General features: G+C 62.5%; 11 protein-coding genes. 2 read left to right on the top strand and 9 right to left on the bottom strand.

All coding sequences use genetic code 11. The features are described from left to right. Positions 1-68 precede the first annotated feature (68 nt). Positions 69-1985: an adenylyl-sulfate kinase gene (gene cysC / locus OXI69_10230; GenBank protein ID MDE2666520.1), complete on the bottom strand. Its 1917-nt coding sequence runs from the start codon at positions 1983-1985 to the stop codon at positions 69-71. Positions 1986-2145: 160 nt separating this feature from the next. Next, on the bottom strand, positions 2146-3795 hold the full coding sequence (locus OXI69_10225) for a carbon starvation protein A (protein ID MDE2666519.1): 1650 nt from the start codon (positions 3793-3795) through the stop codon (positions 2146-2148). Between the two features lie 185 nt (positions 3796-3980). On the opposite strand from OXI69_10225, the gene msrA reads away from it, so the two are divergent. Further along, entirely contained in the window at positions 3981-4451 is a 471-nt protein-coding gene (msrA, locus tag OXI69_10220) for a peptide-methionine (S)-S-oxide reductase MsrA (GenBank protein ID MDE2666518.1), read from the top strand. A 26-nt stretch (positions 4452-4477) separates the two neighbouring features. Continuing rightward, positions 4478-5374: a polyprenyl synthetase family protein gene (locus OXI69_10215; protein ID MDE2666517.1), complete on the top strand. Its 897-nt coding sequence runs from the start codon at positions 4478-4480 to the stop codon at positions 5372-5374. 334 nt (positions 5375-5708) lie between these two features. Here OXI69_10215 and OXI69_10210 read toward each other — a convergent pair whose 3' ends face one another. The 7 genes from OXI69_10210 to aroA form a co-directional block, all read right to left on the bottom strand. Beyond that, complete coding sequence (locus OXI69_10210) at positions 5709-5891, bottom strand: type I restriction-modification system subunit M N-terminal domain-containing protein (protein MDE2666516.1); 183 nt, start codon at positions 5889-5891, stop codon at positions 5709-5711. An 84-nt stretch (positions 5892-5975) separates the two neighbouring features. Then, positions 5976-6374, bottom strand: a complete 399-nt coding sequence (locus tag OXI69_10205) for a type II toxin-antitoxin system VapC family toxin (protein MDE2666515.1) — start codon at positions 6372-6374, stop codon at positions 5976-5978. Next, entirely contained in the window at positions 6371-6652 is a 282-nt protein-coding gene (locus OXI69_10200; protein MDE2666514.1) for a type II toxin-antitoxin system Phd/YefM family antitoxin, read from the bottom strand. The genes OXI69_10205 and OXI69_10200 overlap by 4 nt, the downstream gene beginning before the upstream one ends. A 170-nt stretch (positions 6653-6822) precedes the next feature. Next, positions 6823-9936 carry an error-prone DNA polymerase gene (locus OXI69_10195; GenBank protein MDE2666513.1) on the bottom strand — a complete coding sequence of 1038 codons (3114 nt, stop codon included), beginning with the start codon at positions 9934-9936 and terminating at the stop codon, positions 6823-6825. 9 nt (positions 9937-9945) lie between these two features. Continuing rightward, a complete protein-coding gene (locus OXI69_10190) occupies positions 9946-11421 on the bottom strand; it encodes a DNA polymerase Y family protein (protein ID MDE2666512.1) in 1476 nt (491 codons plus the stop codon). Next, complete coding sequence (locus OXI69_10185) at positions 11366-12001, bottom strand: recombinase A (GenBank protein MDE2666511.1); 636 nt, start codon at positions 11999-12001, stop codon at positions 11366-11368. Before OXI69_10185 ends, OXI69_10190 begins: the two co-directional genes overlap by 56 nt. 149 nt (positions 12002-12150) lie before the next feature. Further along, on the bottom strand, positions 12151-13437 hold the full coding sequence (aroA, locus tag OXI69_10180; protein MDE2666510.1) for a 3-phosphoshikimate 1-carboxyvinyltransferase: 1287 nt from the start codon (positions 13435-13437) through the stop codon (positions 12151-12153). Positions 13438-13781: the final 344 nt, after the last annotated feature.

Here is a 13781-nt window from a genome sequence, read left to right as displayed (position 1 = left end):
TGCTCGCGAGCACGGGCTGAGGGACAAATTCCTGCGCCACGATCACGCCCCCTGGTGAAAAATGCGGGTTAAGGATCGTCCGTTGTCCGAACGGAATTTTGAGCGCTACGCAAGAGCTGTACCACCGTTTCGGCAGCCTGCTCGGCAGACGACTTTGTGGTGTCGATACGCAAATCCGGATCGTTGGGCGTCTCGTAGGGCGAATCGATTCCCGTGAAATTCGGGATTTCACCTCTGCGGGCTTTCACATACAGCCCCTTCGGGTCGCGCGCCTCGCAGACATCCAGGGGCGTATCGACGAAGATCTCGAAGAACTCGCCCTCCTCCATCAGATTCCGCGCCATCTCCCGTTCCGATCGGAAAGGAGAGATAAAGGAGACGATCACGATCAGCCCGGCATCGACCATCAACTTCGCGACTTCGGAGACCCGGCGGATATTTTCGACGCGGTCCCGGTCGGTGAAACCGAGGTCCCGGTTCAGTCCGTGCCGGACGTTGTCGCCGTCGAGGACATAGGTGTGCTTGCCGAGCGCTCGCAGCTTCTGTTCCAGCCGGTCGGCGATGGTCGACTTTCCGGCTCCCGAAAGTCCGGTCAGCCAGAGGACGCAGGGTCTCTGGCCGATGGCGCGCGCCCGCTCCGCCTTGTCGGTCTTCAATTCCTGCCAGACGACATTGCTGGCGCGCCGAAGCGCGAAGCCGATCATTCCCGCGCCGACCGTTGAATCGGTCGACCTGTCGATGAGGACGAAGGCGCCCGTCCTCCTGATTGCGCGGTGGGAGTCGAACGGCACCGGGCGATCCAGTGAGATCTTGCAATAGCCGACCTCGTTCTGCTCAAGCGTCTTGGCCGCAAAGCGGCCCATTGTTTCGAAGTCGACACGGTGGGTCAAATCGGTTACACGGGCGACTGCAGACGTACTGGCAAAACGGGCCAGATAGGACCGTTCGGGAAGCATCGGCTGCGCATCCATCCAGATCAGATGGGCGGCAAACTGGTCGGCAACTTCCGGAGGCTGGTCGGCTCCGGCGATCATCGCTCCTCGACTCACATCGATTTCGTCTGCGAGCACCAGCGTGATCGCCTGGCCTGCCACCGCGCTCTCCAGCTCACCGGCCGGTCCGAAAATGCGCTCGACCGCGGTCGCCTCGCCCGACGGACTGACGACGACCGGCATGCCGCGTTCGATCCGGCCCGACGCCACGGTTCCGCCAAAGCCGTGGAATTCCGGGTTGGGACGATTGAACCGCTGGACAGGCAGTCGAAACGGGCTTTGCTCTCCATCTGCGTCAATCTCGAGAGTTTCCAACAACTCCATGAGCGTGGGACCGTCATACCAGGACGTGCAGTCTTGGCGAGCGACGACGTTTTCGCCGGTCAGAGCTGAGAGCGGAACTGCATGGACCTGTTCGATCCCGAGCTCACGGGCGAATGCCTCGTAATCGTCGACGACGGTCGAGAATGCGTCCTGTCGGTAGCCGACCAGGTCCATCTTGTTTACCGCCAGAATCACATGGCGGACACCCATCAGCGAAACGAGGTGGCTGTGCCGGCGGGTCTGGATCAGAATCCCCTTGCGCACATCGACCAATAGGAGCGCCAGGTCGGCATTCGACGCCCCGGTGACCAGGTTTCGCGTGGACTGTTCGTTGCCCGGGGCATCGATGGCAATGAATCTGCGCTTGTCGCTCTCGAAATATCTGCAGGCGCCGTCGATGGTGACCCCTTGCTCGCGATCCTGCTGGAGGCGGTCGGCCGGCAGGGTGAAGTCGAGCCCATCGTCCCGGGCGCCCCAGACGCGGCTCTCCGTATCGGCTGCCGAGAACTGATCCTGGAGGACCGTCCTTGAGTCGTGCAGCAAGCGGGCGAGCAGCGTCGACTTGCCGTCATTCGCCGACCCGCAGGTAATGAAGCGGAGCTGTCGTTTCCGCTCTTGCAAGGCGGAAGAGGCATCGCGGTGTTCGGTTTTGCGCGGAATTCCCGCCATCAGAATTACCCCTCCTGCTTCTTCTCTATCGAACCGACCCCGTCGTTGGTCGTTTGCCCTGCCTTGCCTGGTGGAGAAGCGGATTTACCCATTGCCGTACAGTGACCGTAGTCACCCGTCAGTCCCCTGTCAAGGTCTTATGCCTGGTGAGAAATGCGGGTTAAGGGAGGGTGTCTTTTCGAAAGCGAATGGAAGCCTCCAGCATGACCCAGAGGCTCAGTAGCAGGATGGCGCCCCCCACCGAGAGCAGCAGATACTGGCTGGAGATCCAGTAGCCCTTGATCTCCATGACCATGGCAATCACGGTCACGGTGATCATGAACAGCATGGGCACGCTGGCGAACCAGTGGTTTCTGCGACGTTGCCGGAGGTAGATGGCGATGGTCAGCAACGTCAGCGCGCCCAGGACCTGGTTGGTGCTGCCGAAGAGCTTCCAGAGGAGAAGGCCGGCCGGCTTGCCGTCCACTTCATAGAAGGCAAAGAAGCCGATCGAAGCCGCGGCCAACAGGGAGGAGAGGTGGCGGTTGGTCAGAACAGGCAGGCGCAGGCCGCTTGCAATTTCGCCGATGTTGTAGCGCAGGAGCCTGGTGCCGGAATCCAGCGATGTCAGCGCAAAGGAGACGGCCACCAGGGCAATGAAGGCCTGGGCCCAGGAAAAGGGCACCCCCAGCTGGCTGATGAACAGGGCCGCCCCATCGATGAAAGCCCGCATCTTTTCGGAGAGCGTTCCAGCAGTCGACCAGCTCTGGTAGTGGGTGCTCCAGGCTTCGATGGTGCGGAACCCGGCGGTGCAGGCCAGGACCGCCAGCAGGCCCAGCAGCGACTCCCCGATCATCCCGCCGTAACCGATGGAGACGGCGTCGGTTTCCCGTGAGATTTGTTTCGAGGTGGTTCCTGAAGAGACCAGTCCGTGGAATCCGGAAACGGCGCCGCAGGCAATGACGATGAAGACAAAGGGAAAGATGGGTGGAGCGCCGGAGGGACTGGTGTCCAGTAGGGGAGCCGCGAAGTTGGGTCGAAGGACGAAGAATCCCACGTAGGCGAGCCCCAGACCCAGGTAGAGCAGGAAGGAGTTCAGATAGTCCCGCGGCTGAAGCAGTGCCCAGACGGGGAGAGTGGAGGCGCAGAAGGCGTAGATCAGGATCAGCACCCCCCACACGCCGGCCGTCAGATCCGGCCGTTCGAACTGCAGTCCCAGCCAGATGGTGCAGAGCATGAGAGCGAAGCCCCCGAGGGTGAGCTTCCAGACCGAGATCGACTTCCTGAAGGCTGCCCAGCCCACGACCAGGGCGATGGCGATGAGCGAGAATGTGGGGAAGACCGCCTCGGGGTAGAAGGAGGCGGTAAACAGCCCGGCCACTACATGGACAAAGACGCCCATGGCCAGGCAGACCAGGAAAAAGATGAGAACGTGAAAGAGGGACTTGGCTCGCGGCCCGATGATGTCCTCGGCCACCTTGCCAATGCTCAGGCCCCGATTGCGCATGGACAGGACCAGGGCCCCGAAATCGTGGACGGCTCCGATGAGGAGGGTGCCGAACACGACCCAGAGCATGCCGGGAAGCCATCCCCAGATCACCGCGATGGCCGGCCCCAGCATGGGTGAGAGTCCGGCGATGGAGGCATAGTGGTGTCCGAACAGAACGCTGCGGCGGCAGGGGACGTAGTCGACGTTGTCCCTCAACTGGTGGGCCGGAGTCGGCCTGTCGGGGTCCAGGCAGAAAACCCACCGGCCCAGGTAGCGGGCATAGAATCGGTAGAAAATGAAATAGGTGACCAGGCAGCCGGCTGCCGCCCAAATCGCTTCCATCGCTCCTCCGGATCGGATACGGCCACCGATCATACAACAATTCGAAAGAATGAAGGTCGAATTACCCGGATGGGTATTCTCTGTTGCCGAATCCTGTCCTTCGGCGCCAGCTCCCGCCGGAAATCCGCTATACTGGCCTCGTTCGCAAGTCTCAACAGGAGTCTGAAGGAGAAAGGAGAGCACCTATGGCCAGGGCCACGTTTGCAGCCGGCTGCTTTTGGGGAGTCGAGGCGACCTTTCGGCAAGTGGAAGGGGTCTTGTCCACTGCCGTGGGCTACACGGGAGGAAGGCTGGAGAATCCTTCCTACCGGGCGGTTTGCACCGACACCACCGGTCACGCCGAGGCGGTCGACGTCGATTACGATCCCTCCAAGGTCACCTATGGGCAGTTGCTGGACATCTTCTGGGAGAATCACGATCCCACCACGCTGAATCGACAGGGGCCCGATTTCGGAAGCCAGTACCGTTCGGCCATCTTCTATCACGACTCCCTTCAGGAAACGGCAGCCCGGGAGTCCAAGGAGAAGCGGAACGCCTCCGGCCGCTATCCGCGCCCGATCGTGACCGAGATAACGGCGGCCTCCACCTTCTATCGAGCCGAGGAGTACCACCAGCAGTACCTGGAAAAGCGTGGCCTGGCTCACTGCAGCATATAGTTCCAACCCGCGATGTGAGTGTGGCCGTGTCCCCTCGCTTGAAAGCCTATCTGCAGGAAAAAAGAGTTCAGGTAGACCGGACTCTGGATCGGGTCCTGCCTCCGGAAGAGCAGGAGCCCTGCGTCATCCACCGGTCCATGCGCTACAGCGTCCTGGCCGGCGGAAAGCGTCTGCGCCCCATCCTGGTCATCGCCGCCTACGAGATCGCCGGCGGCAGGCAGGACGCCATCCTGGTGCCCGCTTGCGGTCTGGAGTTGATTCACACCTATTCGCTGATTCACGACGACCTGCCCTGCATGGACGATGACGACTATCGTCGCGGGCGGCTTACCAACCACAAGGTCTTCGGAGAGGCCATGGCCGTCCTGGCGGGTGACGCCATGACCGCGTTGGCGTTCGAGTGTCTTCTGATGGAAGACCGAAAGGCCTGTTTTCCCGAAGGCTCGCAACTCAGAGCGGCCCGCGCGGTGGCCCGGGCCATTGGGACAGTGGGCCTGGTGGGCGGCCAGGTCATGGACATCTCCAACGATGCCAGGGATGGAAGAAAGGAAACCCTGGAAGAGACTTGCGGGCGCAAGACCGGGGCACTGATTCAGACCTCGTTGGAATGCGGGGGGCTGCTGGCGGGGGCCGACTCCGAGGTGCTGGAAGCCCTGCGGGGCTACGGCAAAGGGCTGGGCCTGGGCTTCCAGATCGTTGACGATGTTCTCAATGTGACGGGCGACCCGAAGCAGATGGGTAAAGCCGCCCATAGCGACCAGGCGCGGGACATGGTGACCTTTGCCAGCCTGTTGGGCGTGGAGGGTGCCAGAGAGGAAGCGCAGCGCTGGATTTCCGAGGCCAAGTCCAGCCTTGATTTCCTGGGAGAAGCTGCCTGGCCGCTGCTCGAGATCGCCGACTACGTGCTGGAACGGAAGTCGTAGCCAAGCTCCGATGCAGAGCGGGATCAAGTGACTCGGTTCCCTCAACCGGTCGATAGACTCCCCGGACCAACCATCCTGAGAAGCGCTCTCCAGGCAGCGATTCCTTCCTCCAGGTAACGCGGTCTTCAGGTGTCCTGCTCCAGAAGCTGCCCGTGTTCCCTCAACCAGCTTTTCGCCTTCTCCGTGGGTCCGGTCATTTGAAGCGGGGCCTGAGGCGCCTGTTCATGTATCCCACTGGAACAGGGACCATCAGTTTACGGTGCACGATAAGCGGGCATACCAGGTTTTTCTCAGCGCGAGGGATACCTACTGGAGCCAGTACGCGTATCAGTTTTCACATGAACTCTGTCACCTCGTGAGGCAATTGTTTGCCGTTGATTCGGAATAGCCGCTTGAGGAACAGCGTTCCAAAGATGAACTCCTTGAACTCGGAGGCGTCTATCTGCCCGCGCAGAATGTCGGCGGCCTTGAAGAGGAAGGATTCGAGTTGGGCAAGGGTGATCTTCTCTTGGGTCACCGCGAAGCCCTGGTCAAAAATACTCGGAAAGCCTGACGGGCGGCTGCCACAAGCAGGCTTTCTACTGTTCCCCCTTCTCCCCGTTCACTCGGTGGCTCGCAACCGGCTCAGATGCCCGGGCCATTGGAGGAGCCGATGATCTGCGGTCACCAACTGGTGACCCTCCAGCGCGGTGGCGACGATCAGGCGGTCGGCCGGGTCACCGTGCATGTCCGGCAGAAGGCTTGCCCGGGCCGCGATCCCGCCATCGACGGGGATTTCGACCAGTCCCTGATCGAGCAGGTCGCGGCGCCAGGCATCGATCCCAAGACTCAGATCAAGATGGCCTTTCTGGACCCGCATGCCGATTTCCCAGAAGGAAATGGCCGAAACGGCCACACTGCCTTCTTGCAACGCTCGCTCGAACAAGCGGCGAGCTCGGGGCCCCAGCCTCGGGTCGCCTTGCTCCTGCCACAATAGAACGTGAGTGTCGAGGAGTATCAAAACAGATCCTCTCCGCTGTCGTCAGTTGCCTCAAACCATTCCGCAGGCATCGGAGAGACGATGTCGCCAAGGATTCGAATTTTGTCGCGGTGGCGACCGAATAACATTTGCGGCTTGTTCCGGTAGGGCACGATCCGCGAGACCGGACGCCCATTCTTGGTGATCACGATCTCGTTGCCGCTCTCCGCGACTTCGTCCATCAGCTTCAGGCACTTGGCCTTGAACTCGGACGCTTTGATGGTTCGGATACCTGCAGCTTTGCTACCGTCGTTTTCCATGACGTTTCTCTTGAAAGGGGTAGAGGTCATTATTGTATCATGGTCATGACCATGGTCACATAAGTGCCATAAAGCTATCCTGGCTTTTTTGTTTTCGCAGTACCAGCGAACTCACCCTCAGCCCTGCAGGTTGTCGGTGATGGTTCCCAGGTCCCGCCGGAAATCTTCTGTCAGTGAAAGTCCCGGCTCTTCAGGCGCAGTGATCCCTGTTCCAGCTCCGGCTTCCAGATTTTCTGCACGATCAGGTGGGTGACCCCTTCCGCCACCTGCAGATTTCCGGTGACCCCCATGCAGGAAAGCGTTTTGGCCAGCAGGGAATAGCGCTCGAAGGTCTGTTTCCAGATGACCAGGTTGACGAAGCCGGTTTCGTCCTCCAGGGTCATGAAGGTGACTCCCCCCGCCGTCCCCGGCCGCTGGCGGCAGATGACCATGCCGGCGTAGCGGACCAGGCGGCCGTTCGGCATCCGGTTGAGTTGACGCGCGGTGGGCAGCCCCTGGGCTTCCAGGGCGGGGCGCAGCGGTTGCAGGAGATGGGCCCGGGAGCTGTGGCCGCTGGACTGATAGTCCCAGAGGATGGTTTCCAGCCCGCTCAGGGAGGGGAACCGGGGCGAGGGGTCACGGCTGGCCAGGGGCAGGGCGGGCCGGGGCTCGGTTGCCGGCCCCTGAATCTGCCAGAGAGCCCCTCGACGGTCCAGACCGAAACACTCGAAGGCCCCGGCCTCGGCCAGAGCTTCCAGCCTGTCCTGGCGGAGCCGGCTTCGCCGGGCCACGTCCGGCAGGTTGCGGAAGGGGGCCTGCCGGGCTGCTTCCGCCAGTCTTTGCCAGTCTTCCCGCCCCAGCCCCTTGACGTAACGCAGCCCCATGCGGACCGCAAACTCGGTGGATTCCTCCGAAGCTCCCTCGATTTCGACCAGGCTGCAGTCCCAGTGGCTGTCGAGAATACTGACCGGACGCACCTCGATTCCATGAATGCGGGCATCGTTGACGATGGTGTCGGCCGAGTAGAACCCCATGGGCTGAGCATTCAGCAGGGCACAGACAAACTCGGCCGGGTAGTGGCATTTGAGGTAGGCGGTGGCATAGGCGATATGGGCAAAGCTGGCGGCATGGCTCTCGGGGAAACCGTACTCGCCGAATCCACGGATCTGCTGGAAGACACGCTCGGCAAACTCGGGCTGAATCCCCTTGGCCACCATGCGGGTGACCAGCCGCTGCCGGTGCCGCTCGATCCGCCCTGAACGCCTCCAGGCCGCCATGTCCCGCCGGAGCTGGTCGGCCTCTCCGGGAGAGTAGTCGGCTGCCACCATGGCCAGTTGCATCACCTGTTCCTGAAACAGGGGGATGCCCAGGGTCTTCTTCAGGACGGGAATGAGGGAGGGGTGGGGATACTCGACCTCCTCCTGGCCATTGCGCCGCCGCAGATAGGGATGGACCATGCCGCCGGTGATGGGTCCGGGGCGCACGATGCTGATCTCGATCACCAGGTCATAGTAGCTGCGCGGCTTGAGGCGCCCCAACATGGCCATCTGGGCGCGGCTCTCGATCTGAAACACTCCCACCGTGTCGCTGCGGCAGATCATTTCAAAGGTCGAGGGATCCCCCTTGGGGATGGTCACCAGGGACAGTTCCTTTTGCCGGTGCCGCCGCAGGAGATCGAAGCAGAGGTGCAGGTGGGTGAGGGCGCCCAGTCCCAGCAGGTCTACCTTGAACAGCCCCGCCTGGTCCACGTCTTCCTTGTCCCACTGAATGACCGTCCTGCCCTGCATGGAGGCGTTCTCGATCGGCACCAGGTCGTGGACGGGGCGGTGGCCCAGCAGAAAGCCCCCGGGATGGATGGAGAGGTGACGTGGGAAGTCCTGAATCTCTTCCACCAGAGAGATCAGATGGCGCAGGGCCGGGTTCCGGGGATCGAGTCCGGCCTGCCGGATGAACTCGGCGCTCCAGTGGTCGTGGGACACCAGCTTGGCCAGGCGGTCCAGGCTGGTGGCCGCAATCCCCAGCGCCTTGCCCACTTCCCGGATGGCGGACCGATGCCGGTAACGGACCACGTTGGCCACCATGGCGGCACGGTCGCGCCCATAGGTTCGGTACACATGCTGGATCACCTCTTCCCGGCGGTCGTGCTCGATGTCCAGGTCGATATCCGGAGGCTCGTCTCTCTCCCTGGAGAGAAAACGCTCGAAGAGCAGATCCACCTGGGTCGGGTCCACGCTGGTGATCCCCAGGGCAAAGCAGACCGCCGAGTTGGCGGCCGACCCTCGCCCCTGGCAGAGGATGTGCTGACGGCGGCAGTACTCGACGATCTCGTGCATGGTCAGGAAGTAGCCTTCGTACTCCAGATCCCGGATGAGATCGAGTTCCTTCCGCAATTGTGGAATCAGGCCGTGGAACTTTTCGCCCAGGCGGCGGGCGGCTCCCTCGAAGGTCCGGTCGCGCAGGTGCTGGCTGGAGGTCTTTCCTTCCGGCAGAGGCTCCAGGGGATAGCGGTAACGCAGCTCCTGCAACGAAAAGGAACAGCGGCCGGCAACCTCGCGGGTCCGCCGGACCGACTCCGGATCGTCGCTGAAGAGGCGCGCCAGCTCCTCGGGGCTCTTGAGAGCGTGCTGGTCGTTGGGCCGGATGAGCCGACCGGCCGTGGCCAGGGTCACGCCTTCCCGGATACAGGTCAGAACGTCCTGCAGTCGGCGTCGTTCGGGAGAGTGGTAGAGAACCTCCACGGCAGCTACTGTAGGGAGCCTGAGCCGTCCCGCCAGCTCGCGCAGTTGCATTTCCCGCGAGATTTCCTCCGCCTGGCGGTGTCGGGCCAGCAGGATGTAGAGACAGCCTTCGAATGCCGCTTTGAACTGCTCCAGCAGGGATTCGGAGGCGGCTTCCGGAGAAGCCTTGGGGTCGGGGGAGCCGATCCACAGGGCAATCAGACCGCGGCTGTAACCGCACACTGCCCGCGCGTCCAGCCTGCACTTTCCCTTGGAGGAACGCAGATGCCCGTCGGTCAGCAGGCGGCACAGGTTGCGGTAACCTTCCTCGTTCCGGGCCAGCAGCAGGATCTCGGCCCCCTCCCGGAGGCTGATCTGCGACCCCGCGATCAGGTGGATGTCCTGCCGGCGGGCACGGACATGAGCCCTGACCATCCCGTACACCCCGTGGCGGTCGGTGAGCGCCAGGGCGGGAATACCGTTTTGCCGGCAGGCATCGACCAGCTCTTCGGGATGGCTGGCTCCTTCCAGAAAGGAGTAGTTGCTCTTGCACCAGAGGGGAACGTAGGGGTGGGCCGGTCCGGTCATGGTTCGCGTTCACTCCACGCGTCCCTGGGAGTACCAGCGAGGTTCTTGCAGATCGTAATAGGCCCACAGGATCTCTCCCCGTTTGCTGCTGACGAACCGATAGTCTCTTCGAATCTCTCGATTCCACCACCCTCCACTGATCAGATACCCGAGCAGAGGTCCCGGATCCGGAGGCCTCCTCCGGTCGAGAGGTTGAGGCTGGGCATGGGTGCGCCGCACCAGGGGGCGGATGGGAACCGGCCGGAGGACGGCCGGGGGGAGTTTTCGGAAGGGTTGCCACTCCCAACGGGCTTCCGGCAGATGCCCCGGTTTAAGCCGGGCTGAAAGCACCGAATCGGGGCCGAACTCGGCCCGGACCCGGGCCAGGGCGCGCAGGGCCGCTTCGTTGTTGCGTCGGGGAGTGCGCTGCAGCAGATTCCGCGTCTTGGCGGAGACGCAGACGACTTCCAACTCCAGGGACAGTTCCAGCGGAGGAGCGCACAAGGAGACCCTCTCCAGGCGCAACCAGACCAGGTCCAGCAGGACCGAAACTTCCAGGGTCGGCCGGGCCGGCTGGATGCGATGTCGGTGACAGGTTCCGTTCTCCAGCCGAAGCTGCAACTGGAGGGCTGCCGCCGCCTGGTATCTTTCCGCTGCCGCCCTCAACAGGGGGTCCAGCAACTGCTTGATCCGGAAAAGCAGTCTCTGGGCATTGGGGTCGGGCTCGTTCAGGTCCATGCAGGTGCGGAGGAGCTCGGGGATGCTTCGGGGCTGGAGCGGCAGCGACAGCTCTCCCGAGGCAAGGCGGTAGAGGTTCCAGGCCTGCTCGCCAAGATGGCTTTGGATGCCGTCTTCGGGAAGCCCCAGCAGGTCTTCCAGGGTGTGAATCGCCAACTTCTCCATCCGATCGCGCAACCTGGGATCGAGTTGCAGGTGCAGCAGGCTCACCCGGCGGCTTTGGGTCTGTTCCACTTCAAGAGAGGGAAGCACGGTCAACAGCCTCTCTGCCTTGGCCAGGGCATAGCTGCCGAAACGACTGAAGCCGATGACGATGCTGGCCGGAAACTGCAGACGGGAGAGGTGAAACTCAATTTGCCGCGCCCAGGCCTCGAGAGATCCGTAGAGCTTGTCGAGTCCGCTGGCGTCGGCCCAGAAAACTCCGGGTTCTTTCTCACAGGGCTCAACCCGGGGACTGAAGCGGTCCAGCAGTTGATGGACCTGCCGGACGGCCTCCCGGATTTCCTGCTCTGAAACCGTCCCGGCACACAAGTCCCGGTCCAGCGAAAGGGCGGATGCATAACGCATCCCCGACCGGATGCCGGCCCGACCGGCTGGGGCGTTCACCCACAGGAGGAGACTTTGAGGTTTCTCTTGCTCTACCACGGCCACCGGCCGCTGCTTCCACTCAGGATGTCTCCTCAACAGCAGTTGCAGCGGCAGCGCTCGGATGTTAATGCAGGCCGTCCGGTCCACGGCAGATCTCGGTGTGGCGCCAACCCGGTCCATGGCGTCTGTCCTTCAGGAATTCGATGTCCACCTGGAAGCGGTCGGCTCCCAGGCGCCGGCAGGAGGTTTGCCCTCTCAGAGAGACCAGCGATCCCAGAGAAGGAGCGTTCCTGGCTTTGGAAGTCAGGCAGAGAACGGCGGTGTCGTGGGTCCGCGCCTGCTGGACCAGGCGTGCCTGCAGCGGGATGGAAATGGTGGGATTGGAGTTCAGATCCATCACGATCAAGCCGAAGGCCCCCGACCTCAGAAGCCGGTCCGCCGAGCGAGCCGCCGCCTGGGCGCCAGGTACGCAAACCACCACCAGGGCATTCAGGTCCACACCGTTGTCAGCGGCGTCCGGGGGGAAGAAGGTGTCCGGCGTGGCTGCAATCCAGGCCACCGGCTCACTCTCCATCTGTGCGTCCAGCACCAGGCGGAAGGCAGCCGTCAGCAGGGCGGCCCCGGGAATGGAGGAAAGCTCGCACAGACGTCCGGCTAATTGCATTCGCGACCAGAGCGGTGTTTCTCCTCGGGGTTCCGCTGCCGCTCCCTTGAGTCGGGACCGCAAGTCCCCCGAGATACTGGCCTGCAGGGCTGACATGTATTCTCCTGGGGCTGGTTGGGCCGCCTCCTGTTTCAATGACAGCCTGATAGGGAATAAAAAGCGAATATGTAACAGACAAATGTCTGTACGTCAAGTGTTATTCGAATGAATTTCGTTAACCGATATTTCTTGACGGAGGCGGGTTCTCAGGCTTGGGTCAATCGGGCCAGGAGGTCGTAAAACCCGGGGAATGAGACGGACACGCAGTCGGCATTGCCGATCGCCGTGGGGCCGCCGGCCACCAGGCCGGCGATGGAGAAGGCCATGGCGATGCGATGGTCGCCATGAGAGTCAACCAGGGCTCCCCGCAACGATTGGCGGCCCGGAATCGACATACCGTCCGGATATTCCTCTACAGCCACCCCCATCGCCCGCAGGTTCCCCACGATGCTTTGAATGCGGTTGCTCTCCTTGACCCGCAGTTCCGCGGCGTCCCGGATGTGAATGCCCTCTTGAGTGCGGGGCGCCAGCACGGCCAGGATGGGAATCTCATCGATCAATTGCGGGATCAGCGCTCCGGACAAGCTCCCGCCTCGCAGATTGGAGGAGCGGACTCGAAGGTCGCCGACCCTTTCCCCGTGAAGCGGGTATTCATCGATGATGTCGATGGCGGCTCCCATCTCGATCAGAACGTCCACCACGGCCCGGCGCCTCGGGTTCAACCCCACCCCCTGGAAGAGTGTTTCCGAGTTCGGCAGCAGGAGAGTGGCTGCGATGAAGAAGGCAGCCGAGGAGAGGTCTCCGGGAACGGTAGCCGCCTGAGCCCGGAGATGCTGACCCCCTCGAATCAGCACTGCCCTTCCGGATACCTGCAGGTCGACGCCGAATTGTCGAAGGGCTATTTCGGTATGATCGCGGCTGGCGAGGGGTTCAACCACGCGGGTCGTTCCGGAGGCGTACAGTCCCGCCAGCAGGATGGCCGACTTCACCTGGGCGCTGGCCACGGGCATGGGATAATCGATCGCCTGGAGGTCTCCGCCCCTGATGGAGAGGGGAGGCGTGTTGTCTCGGCCTGCCTGGATTTCGGCCCCCATTTGGGACAGGGGATCAATGATGCGGCGCATGGGACGCCGCCTCAGCGAGGGGTCTCCTGAAATGGTTGTCGAGAAGTGCTGACCCGCCAATATGCCTGACAGCATTCGGAGGGTCGTTCCGGAATTACCGGCGTCCAGGGGGTGCTCGGAAGCTTCCAGGCCGCGAAGCCCGCGCCCAGAGATCACGACATGGCCAGGCCCCGGCGATTCAATGCCGACCCCGAGTTGTCGGAGGCAACTCAAGGTGCCGGCACAGTCGGCGCTGCCGGAAAATCCCCGAATGACCGTTTTCCCATTGGCGATGGCCCCGAGCATGGCCAGCCGGTGGGAGATCGACTTGTCGCCGGGAAGCTCCACTCGGCCCCGGATGTGGCTTGAGGGTCTGATGGTGATTTTCATCAGTGGTCAGGAGAGGGGCCCGGATTGCGGGGAGGGTTGAGACGGAAAGTGGGGAATTATACAGAACGGCCCTGAGCGGGTCAAAACGGTGGCTGGGGGGTGCACGTCGGCTTTCTGAGAAGTCGGCCGCCAGTCCCCCCACCGCATCAGCCTTCGCCATCCGGCACTGCTTTACGGCGCCGCGTATGCCCCCCACCGCATCAGCCATCGCCTGCGGCTCGGCTTCTGCGACTCCCCCCTTGAGGGGGAGTCGGTGAGACGGTACAGACCGCATTCATCCTTTACATCATAAACCGCAAACATGGTTTACACGCTGATAGGGTATCGATCGAGGAGGATAGAGC

The organism is Acidobacteriota bacterium (assembly GCA_028875575.1).
Taxonomy (GTDB): Bacteria; Acidobacteriota; Terriglobia; order Versatilivoradales; family Versatilivoraceae; genus Versatilivorator.
This window is presented reverse-complemented; position numbering and strand designations above follow the sequence as displayed.

What these genes read in the sequence shown, in the direction of transcription:
- cysC (MDE2666520.1), bottom strand. Translation starts at nt 1,985, where the DNA reads ATGGCGGGAATTCCGCGCAAAACCGAACACCGCGATGCCTCTTCCGCC.
- OXI69_10225 (MDE2666519.1), bottom strand. Translation starts at nt 3,795, where the DNA reads ATGGAAGCGATTTGGGCGGCAGCCGGCTGCCTGGTCACCTATTTCATT.
- msrA (MDE2666518.1), top strand. Translation starts at nt 3,981, where the DNA reads ATGGCCAGGGCCACGTTTGCAGCCGGCTGCTTTTGGGGAGTCGAGGCG.
- OXI69_10200 (MDE2666514.1), bottom strand. Translation starts at nt 6,652, where the DNA reads ATGGAAAACGACGGTAGCAAAGCTGCAGGTATCCGAACCATCAAAGCG.
- OXI69_10195 (MDE2666513.1), bottom strand. Translation starts at nt 9,936, where the DNA reads ATGACCGGACCGGCCCACCCCTACGTTCCCCTCTGGTGCAAGAGCAAC.
- OXI69_10190 (MDE2666512.1), bottom strand. Translation starts at nt 11,421, where the DNA reads ATGGACCGGGTTGGCGCCACACCGAGATCTGCCGTGGACCGGACGGCC.
- OXI69_10185 (MDE2666511.1), bottom strand. Translation starts at nt 12,001, where the DNA reads ATGTCAGCCCTGCAGGCCAGTATCTCGGGGGACTTGCGGTCCCGACTC.
- aroA (MDE2666510.1), bottom strand. Translation starts at nt 13,437, where the DNA reads ATGAAAATCACCATCAGACCCTCAAGCCACATCCGGGGCCGAGTGGAG.